The following is a 6774-nucleotide window of genomic DNA, read 5'->3' on the forward strand; positions in this document are numbered from 1 at the left end:
CCAGTTGGGTGCGACCTAACTGCCCGGCCTAACTGCGCTGCGCCGAAAGGACCTCGGTGGCGACGATCCTCGGCTGGGTCGTGCTGGTCAGCCAGAAGAGCTGCTCGATGCGCAGCCAGCCACCGTCCATCTCCTGCATCGAGACGACGGCGAGCACCGATCCGTCCGGGCGCACCGACGTCTGGTCGACGCTCACCGTCTTGATCTTTCCCCAGGACCGGGCGAACTCCGCGGGGTTCGCGCCGACCAGCTCCGGGGAGAGCAGCTTGGCCGCCGAGTTCGGCTTGGTCGAGAGCAGCTCGTAGAACTTCTTCACCACGTCGACCTGCGGAAGCGGACCGACCGAGACCTCCGGCGTGGACGGTTCGGTGGTCTCGGCGGCGGTCTCCAGCAGCAACGCGGACGGCTGCGGCATGGGCATCACGGCGGTGGAGGCGGTCTGCAGTGGCGGCCGCTCGTGCGGCAGCTGGGCCGACAGGACGTCGGGGCGCAGCGCGCTCGACCCCGACAGCGCGGCGGGCCGTTCGGTGACCGGGATGCCGACGTTCGCCGGGCGTTTGCTCGCGAGGATCGCCGCGCCCGCGATGGACGAGACGAGCACGGCCGCGCCGGTCAGCAGGCCGGCGGCTCTGGCGACGAGGCTCGTCTTCGTGCGCCGGCGGCGGTTCGGGACGGCCGGGATCACGGTCGTCGCCGCCGTCATGTTCTCCGTCGGGCCGAGCAGTGAGGTGACGAGAGCGTCGGTGGCGGCCTCCTCGTGCGACAGGATGCGCATCGGTGCCGGCTGCTGCTTGATCAGCTCGGCCACGCTGATCGAGCCGGCGCGGTTGTGCCGCCGTCCGGTCGTCGCCGCGGGACGCTGCACTGCTCTGGTCCTCCGTACTGTCCGTGTACAGCTGAAGACGTACCGTGGCCTCACGTCATGACGCCAGTTTCTTGATGGACTTCACTCGTCCGTGGCGGCCAGCGGTGCTGATCGGTCGCTCGATGGTGCTACCTACTACGTTCGGTAGCTCCCGGCATGACCTTTAGGCACTTCAGCCGCCGGTCTTCAACCGTTCACCGTTGATCAACGGCACGTCGCCGAGCGTGAAGGTGAGCTCGCGCTTCTCGGTGCTCACGGAGCCGTCCTTCTTCGTCACCTGCAGCAGGCTCACGGTGACGCCCTTGCCCGGGTCGACCAGGATCTCCTTCACCTCGATCAGCGAGATGTCGGCGACCCTGCCCTCGAGCAGCGCGTCGGCGTTCGAGCGCACGGTGTCCGTGGTCATGGCGAGCGCCGTGTCGGCGTTCGTCGCCATCTCCCGGTAGAAGCTCTGGGTCTGCTCGGCGATCTTGCCGCCGTCGACGACGGGGGCCTGGGAGATCGGCACGGTCGTGATGACCGGCGGGGCCGTCCCGGACGGCTTGGTGCTCGTGGCGGACGCCGTGCCGCTCGTGCCCGGCACGCTCCCCGTCCCCGTGCCCGGCGCCGGAGCGACCTTGCCGGTGAGGGCGGCGGACGGCGTGGAGCCGCCGGTGGCCGAGGCGCTCGTGCCACCCGTGGGCAGCGCCCCGATCGTCGGCACGTCCGACGGGTAGCCGGGCAGCCCGACCGTCTCGACCGCACCGCCACCGCCGACCAGCTTGGCCGCGGCGACGCTCAGGCCGATCAGCACGAGCACGGACGAGACGACGGCGAACCAGGCCGCGCGCTTCCACGTGCGCGGCGGCGTGACCGAGGCGGGCACCAGCCCGATGTTGAACTTGCGCAGGCCGTCGGTGTCCTGCAGCGGGTCTGTCTGGCGGCGGCGGGGCAGCGGGATGCGGTCGCCCCCGGCGACGGGTCGCGCGTCCAGTGGCTGCGGCCCGTCGTCGAGACGATGTTTGCCCGGCAGTTCGTCCATCCCCGACACCCCTCTGCGACGCAATCAGGGTAGGGCCGTCCGGCGGTGCCGAAGCAACCAAAAGGGGGTGTTCAGGACGAGTGACACTCTTTTGTGTGAAGTTGGTCAGCGCGGCGGCAGTTGAGCTTGACCGCTGTTGAGCTGCTTGCGCGTGTTCTGGACGCCGTTGAGGGCGGCCAGACCGCTGCCGCCCGCGATCAGCGCGCCGATGACGTCGGCGCCCAGCGAGTCGCCGTTGGTGATCAGCAAGCCGATCACCGCGCCCGCGGTCGTGATGATCGCGGTCTTCCAGCGGCTGCGGACGAACTGCGAGACAGGTGCTCCGGAGAGGCCCTTCTTGTTCGCGGCCGAACCGAGCAAGCCCAGGTAAGCGTCGTGCGCCAAGGCGGCGAGCAGGCCGGCGATGGCGATCAGTGCGGCGATGAGGCCCATACCTCCAGTGTGCCCCGAGAATTTTTCGGTGGACCATCCGTGATCGCCCTGATATCCGATCCGGGTGGACATGTTCTGGCACGACGACTGCCTCGAGCACGACGCCGGTGAGGGCCTGTGGGAGTTGCCGGGCTCCTGGCCGTGGCTCGACGTCGCCGAGCCGCACCCGGAGACGGCGGCGCGGCTGCGCACGTTCCGGCACGCGCTGACGCACGGTCCCGTGGCACCGCACTTGAAGTGGCACGAGGGACGGCATGCGTCCGTCGACGAGCTTCTGCGCGTGCACACAGCGGGGTACCTGGACTCGTTGCGCGTATCGGAGCGTGTGGCGCTGGAGGTGAACACGGTCGTAGGGCCGGAGACGTGGCGTGCGGCGTCCGCGGCGGCGGGGACGGCGTTGGCGGCGCTGGAGTCCGGTGCCCCGGTGGCGTACGCGCTCGTGCGGCCACCAGGGCACCACGCGCAGCCGGACATGGCGGACGGCTACTGCTTCGTGAACAACGCGGCGCTGGTGGCGGAAACCGCACGGCGCCAAGGGATGCGCGTCGCCGTCCTGGACTGGGACGTGCACCACGGCAACGGCACCCAGGAGGTGTTCTACGACCGGCCGGACGTGCTGACCATCTCGGTGCACATGCGGCACGGCTCGTGGGGCACCAACCATCCGCAGACCGGCGCGCCATCAGAAGTGGGCGCGAACGGCAGGAACGTCAACATCGAGCTGTCGCTCGGTGCGGGCGACACGACCTACTTGCGCGCGCTCGACGAGATCGCTTTCCCGCTGCTGCGCGAGTTCGATCCGGACCTGCTGGTGTGCGCGTCCGGGTTCGACGGATCCGCGTTCGACCCCAACGGGCGCCACAACCTCACGGCGGACGGGTACCGCGAGATCGGGCGGAGGGTGGCGTCGTCCGGACCGCGGACCGTGCTCACCCAGGAGGGCGGCTACCTGCGCGGGTACTCGGCGCTGTGCCTGCACGCGCTGGTCGAAGGACTGCTGCGGCTGCCGGAGCCGCTGCTCGAGGACCCGCTGGCGTACGTGCCGGACGACAGCCGCCTCGCGGACGAGGACCTCGACCGCGTCAGGGCCGCCCTGGAGCCTTTTTGGCCCGGCGTGCTGTGACGCCGGGCCCGTCTGACCCGCTGCCTACCTGCCGAGCGGGCCGCGGCCCATCTTGAGCAGGATCATCGCGAGGTCCTTGCCCTCCGGGCCGAGCGGCCGGTAGCGGTTGAGCACGTCGATCTCGCGGTTGTGCACGATCTTCGTGCCACCGGCCGCCATCCGGGCGGCGCCGATGATCTTGGAGATCTCGACGCGGCGTTGGACCAGGCGGAGGATCTCCGCGTCGAGGTGGTCGATCTCCTCGCGCAGCTCGTTGATGTCGGGGTCGGTGGTGGTGTCCATCATCGGTGACCTCTCGAGTACTTCGAGTCCTGGCCCGGAAGCGACGAAGCCCCGGGGTCCGAGGACTCCGGGGCTTCGTGGTGGCTTTTCAGCGCTGGACGACCACGGGAGCCGGAGTCCGGGTCCCGTAGAAAAACTCGAAGAACGTCGCGCGCATGGATTCAGTGTTGCACAGAACCTCCCGGGCCCGCCAAGTCCGCGCGCCGAGCGGGCTCACCACGTGGGACGTGCGGGTCGCAAGCTCCTCCTTCCGTCCCAGCCGGGTCACCTGATCGTGCACGAGGAGAAGTGGCCGGAGCTCACGGTCGAACCAGGGCCGCCTCGATCCGTCCGCAGGACGGCATCGACGGGTACGCCCAGGCAGGCGGCCATGAGGCGGTGCACGCGAGGCGGAAGTTCATGATCGACGCCAGCGCCTGGCGGATCTCGCTCTTCGAACACGTGGTCGGGCGGTACCGGAATCGTCGGTGCCGCCCGGTACCGTGGATGGACGATGAGCGCCTTGTTCGACTTGCCTTCAAGTCCCCCCGTTTCCCGCGCGGGCCACCTGCTCGACGACCTGAACCCCGCGCAGCGCCGTGCCGTCGAGCACGCCGGTTCGCCCCTGCTCGTGGTGGCGGGCGCCGGCTCCGGCAAGACGCGCGTCCTCACCCGGCGGATCGCGTACCTGCTCGCGGCGCGTGACGTGCACCCCGGCCAGATCATGGCCATCACGTTCACGAACAAGGCCGCCGCCGAGATGAAGGAGCGCGTCGCCGACATGGTGGGCGCCCGCGCCCGCTCGATGTGGGTGTCGACGTTCCACTCGATGTGCGTCCGCGTGATGCGCAGGGACGCGAAGACCCTCGGCATGTCGTCGAACTTCTCGATCTACGACAGCGACGACTCGCGCCGCCTCATCACGCTCGTCGCCAGGGACCTCGACCTGGACCCGAAGAAGTACGCGGCCCGCACCCTCGCCGTGCACATCTCGAACCTCAAGAACGAGCTCGTCGACCCGGAGACCGCGGCCGCCCAGGCCACGAACGACCTGGAACGGCGCGTGGCCGAGGTCTACGCCGTCTACCAGCGCCGCCTGACCGAGTCGAACTCGCTCGACTTCGACGACCTCATCATGAGGACGGTCGAACTGCTGCAGCGCTTCCCGGACGTGGCGGAGCACTACCGCCGCCGCTTCCGCCACGTGCTGGTCGACGAGTACCAGGACACGAACCACGCGCAGTACACCCTCGTGCGCGAGCTGGTCGGCAAGGCGGGCGGCGAACTGCCCCCGGCCGAACTCTGCGTGGTCGGCGACGCGGACCAGTCCATCTACGCCTTCCGCGGCGCCACGATCCGCAACATCGTGGAGTTCGAGCGCGACTACCCGGACGCCACGACGATCCTGCTGGAGCAGAACTACCGCTCCACGCAGAACATCCTGACGGCCGCGAACGCGGTGATCTCCCGCAACCCGAACCGCCGCGACAAGTCGCTCTGGTCCGACCTCGGCGAGGGCGAGAAGATCGTCGGCTACGTGGCGGACAACGAGCACGACGAGGCGGCGTTCGTAGCGAACGAGATCGACCGCCTGGTCGACGGCGGCGAGGTCAACAACTCCGAGATCGCCGTCTTCTACCGCACCAACAACCAGTCGCGGGTCTTCGAGGAGATCTTCATCCGCCTGGGCCTCCCGTACCGGGTCGTGGGCGGTGTCCGCTTCTACGAGCGCAGGGAAGTCCGCGACGCCCTCGCCTACCTGCGCACCCTGGCCAACCCGGACGACACGGTCTCGCTCCGCCGAATCCTGAACGTCCCGAAGCGAGGCATCGGCGACCGCGCGGAAGCCTGCGTAGCGGCCTACGCGGAACGCGAACGGATCAGCTTCGCCGCAGCCCTCCGCGAAGCGGTGAACGACCGGGTCCCGCTGCTGAACCCGCGCTCCCGCAACGCGATCGCCGGTTTCGTCGAGCTGATGGACCAGCTGGGCGAGATGGTCGAGCGCGAGGACGACGTGGCCGACATCCTCGAGGCGGTCCTGGACAAGACCGGCTACCGCACCGAACTCGAAGCCAGCGAAGACCCGCAGGACCACACGAGGATCGAGAACCTCAACGAGCTGGTCACCGTCGCCCGCGAGTTCACCGAACTGGAACTCCCCGAAGGCGCGGACCCGGTCCCGTCCCTCCCGGCGTTCCTGGAACGCGTCTCCCTGGTGGCGGACGCGGACTCGATCCCGGACGCGGACTCCGACGGCGTGGTCACCCTGATGACCATCCACACGGCCAAGGGCCTCGAGTACCCGGTCGTGTTCAGCACGGGCTGGGAGGACGGCGTCTTCCCGCACATGCGAGCACTGGGCGACCCGGCCGAACTGGCGGAAGAACGCCGCCTCGCCTACGTGGGCATCACCAGGGCCCAGCGCCGCCTCTACCTCTCCAGGGCACTGGTGAGGTCGGCCTGGGGCCAGCCCTCGGCGAACCCGGCCTCCCGCTTCCTGGGCGAGATCCCGGAGGACCTGCTGGACTGGCGCCGGGTGGAGCCCTCCCGCTCGGGCCCGGCGGCAGCCACGACCTGGGGCCGCTCAGCCTCGGGCGGCATCGCCTCCAGGGGCCTCTCCCGCCCGGCCCCGGGCAAGGCGGGCTGGAAGGACGCCCCGGCCCTGAAGCTGGACGTGGGCGACCGCGTGACCCACGACAAGTACGGCCTGGGCCGAGTGGTGGCAGTGGACGGCGCGGGCCTGAGGGCGACCGCGACGATCGACTTCGGCGGCTCGGGCACGGTCCGCCTGATGCTGATCGGCAGCGTCCCCATGACAAAACTCTGACGACCCAGCACCCACGCACCTGATCGCACGCGAAGCCGAAGGCGAGCCGACCGAGCACACGCTCATGGGCACACACATCCCCTCCGCGATGCCGAAGGCGAGCCGTCCTTACCAAACGGTCCGGGTGGGGTGGCTTCGTCACGAGTCGTGCCACAGCTCTTGCTGCATGTGAGTAGGGGTGTCAAGCGGACACGCTTTTCGTCCGCTTGACACCCCTACTCACATGTGGCCCGCTCTTGGCTCGA

General features: G+C 69.5%; 6 protein-coding genes. 2 read left to right on the forward strand and 4 right to left on the reverse strand.

The genetic code is table 11. The features are described 5' to 3' along the window. Positions 1-28: 28 nt before the first annotated feature. The 3 genes from ORI60_RS43475 to ORI60_RS43485 all read right to left on the reverse strand — a co-directional run bounded on the left by ORI60_RS43475 (position 29) and on the right by ORI60_RS43485 (position 2318). Positions 29-865: a hypothetical protein gene (locus ORI60_RS43475; RefSeq protein ID WP_266043845.1), complete on the reverse strand. Its 837-nt coding sequence runs from the start codon at positions 863-865 to the stop codon at positions 29-31. A 172-nt stretch (positions 866-1037) separates the two neighbouring features. Next, positions 1038-1886, reverse strand: a complete 849-nt coding sequence (locus tag ORI60_RS43480; protein ID WP_266043846.1) for a hypothetical protein — start codon at positions 1884-1886, stop codon at positions 1038-1040. A gap of 105 nt (positions 1887-1991) precedes the next feature. Then, entirely contained in the window at positions 1992-2318 is a 327-nt protein-coding gene (locus tag ORI60_RS43485; RefSeq protein WP_266043847.1) for a hypothetical protein, read from the reverse strand. A gap of 70 nt (positions 2319-2388) precedes the next feature. Between ORI60_RS43485 and ORI60_RS43490 the strand changes: the two genes are divergently transcribed. Further along, entirely contained in the window at positions 2389-3441 is a 1053-nt protein-coding gene (locus ORI60_RS43490) for a histone deacetylase (protein ID WP_266043852.1), read from the forward strand. Positions 3442-3465: 24 nt separating this feature from the next. Here the strand turns inward: ORI60_RS43490 and ORI60_RS43495 are convergent, their stop codons facing one another. Next, a complete protein-coding gene (locus ORI60_RS43495) occupies positions 3466-3726 on the reverse strand; it encodes a chorismate mutase (protein ID WP_084400897.1) in 261 nt (86 codons plus the stop codon). 490 nt (positions 3727-4216) lie between these two features. Here ORI60_RS43495 and pcrA point away from each other — a divergent pair, with 490 nt between their 5' ends. Then, the gene (gene pcrA, locus ORI60_RS43500; RefSeq protein ID WP_266043848.1) at positions 4217-6529 is read left to right on the forward strand and encodes a DNA helicase PcrA; all 2313 of its coding nucleotides are present in this window, start codon (positions 4217-4219) and stop codon (positions 6527-6529) included. Positions 6530-6774: the final 245 nt, after the last annotated feature.

It is taken from the genome of Lentzea sp. NEAU-D7 (genome assembly GCF_026242055.1).
Lineage (GTDB): Bacteria > Actinomycetota > Actinomycetes > Mycobacteriales > Pseudonocardiaceae > Lentzea.